Consider the following 1,698-nt stretch of genomic DNA (forward strand, 5'->3'; position numbering starts at 1 on the left):
TGTTAGCATATATAACCGACCTGAAGGCCAGGACTATGCTCACTTTGACCGACGTAACGAATCGGACCCGTTATCCCCTACTGATCCGGCTGATGCCGTGTTCAAGGAACCGCTCCGGAGCGAACTTCACCAGCCTGTTTCTCAAGAGACACTCTCAATCCATGGTGTCTCATCCCTGTTAAGAGGTACTAGCTACTTTTCTCCATCTACGCATTTGGACATATACAAATATATAGGGTCTATTATATGCAACCTCACGGTATATGGCAAGGTTCATTTCCCCATTTTATCCGAATTGGCTCCGATCTAACCCCTGTCAGAGCTACTTACTTGGACTGAAGCCGGGCCAATTCTTGCCGAAGTTCCCTAATCTCCGCCAGCCAGTTGGCTTCGGATGCCTCCTCCTCTAGGCCAGCACCGGATAAACCCAGCAGTTCCTGGATACGGTACTCCAATTTCATCCGTCGATTGTCCTTTGCGCTATCTCCCTTAATGACACCGACGCGAGACGTCTGTTCCTCCTCCTCATCCACACTCCCCTCAAACCAAATAGGAGCGCTTTGCGGACGTAACGTCAGCAGTCGATTCGCAATTTTGCGTACCAGGTACCGATCATGGGATACCAGCGCAATCGCACCCGGGAAGCTAGCCAACACGTCTTCAATGACTTCTCGCGTATCAATATCCAGATAATTCGAGGGCTCATCCAGCACGAGCAAGTGAGCGCCGCTGAAATACAATTTCAAAAAAGCGGTCCGGCACTTCTCTCCCATACTGAGCTGCCACATCTTCTTATACACATCATCCCGCCGGAAGAGGAAGCAGCCCAGCAGCGTTCTTGCACGGCTCTCGGTCATACCTGGAATAACTAACAAGCTATCGAGCAGTGTCGTTTCGGGATCCAGCCCTTCCAGCTCTTGTGAGAAGTAGCCGACCTTGACGGCCGGATTTCGTATAACTTCTCCTTCGTCCGGATGTAATTCACCCAGTAACAGCTTCAGGAGCGTAGTTTTGCCGCTGCCGTTAGGGCCTCTGACCGCCAACCGATCTCTGCGGTTCAAGTAAAATGACAATTGTTCAAATAACATATGCCCGTCGAACCCGAAGCTCATATCCTTCACATGGATCAGCGTCCGACCACCGAAGCTGTCACCCTCAAGCTCCATATTCAGTCTGGGGCCGCTGCGCGGTTTATCCACACGTTCCGCCTCAAGCCGCTCCAGCGCTTTTTCCTTGGCATGATACCTCGAGATATTCTTATTTGCCTTGGCTTTGTAGAAACTCGCCGTAATCTTGACCTCATTCACGTCGCCAGCCGCGTTGTGGGCTTTATGAAACCACTCCTGATATCTTCGAATGGATTCCTCCAGCGCTTTGTGGGCCAATTCCTGCTTGCGGTAAAGGGTCTCTTGTTCGCGCAGCTCTCGCTCTTTCTCCCTCCGGTAATCGGAGTAACTTCCACGGTATCGCGTTAGCCCTCCATCCGACAGTTCGCACACGGCCGTCGCCACACGATCGATAAACTCCCGGTCATGGGATACGAACAGCACCGTTCCTTTATATGACGATACCAGCCACTGCTCCAGCCAAACCAGGCTCTCACCGTCCAGATGGTTCGTCGGTTCATCCAACAGCAGAAATCGCGGCGAAGATACGAGCAGCGCAGCCAGCATCACCTTTGTCTTCTGACCCCCGCTG

At 52.1% G+C, this 1,698-nt stretch carries 2 protein-coding genes; one reads left to right on the forward strand and one right to left on the reverse strand.

Annotated elements, in window-relative coordinates:
- Positions 1 to 310 (forward strand): hypothetical protein (locus ACFRAK_RS28355; protein WP_394573093.1); only part of this gene is annotated, 310 nt, incomplete at its 5' end.
- 16 nt (positions 311 to 326) lie between these two features.
- On the opposite strand, the gene abc-f is transcribed toward ACFRAK_RS28355, so the two are convergent.
- A partial coding sequence (gene abc-f / locus ACFRAK_RS28360) for a ribosomal protection-like ABC-F family protein (protein WP_394573094.1) occupies positions 327 to 1,698 on the reverse strand: 1,372 nt, incomplete at its 5' end.

The organism is Peribacillus sp. NPDC056705, from assembly GCF_043656335.1.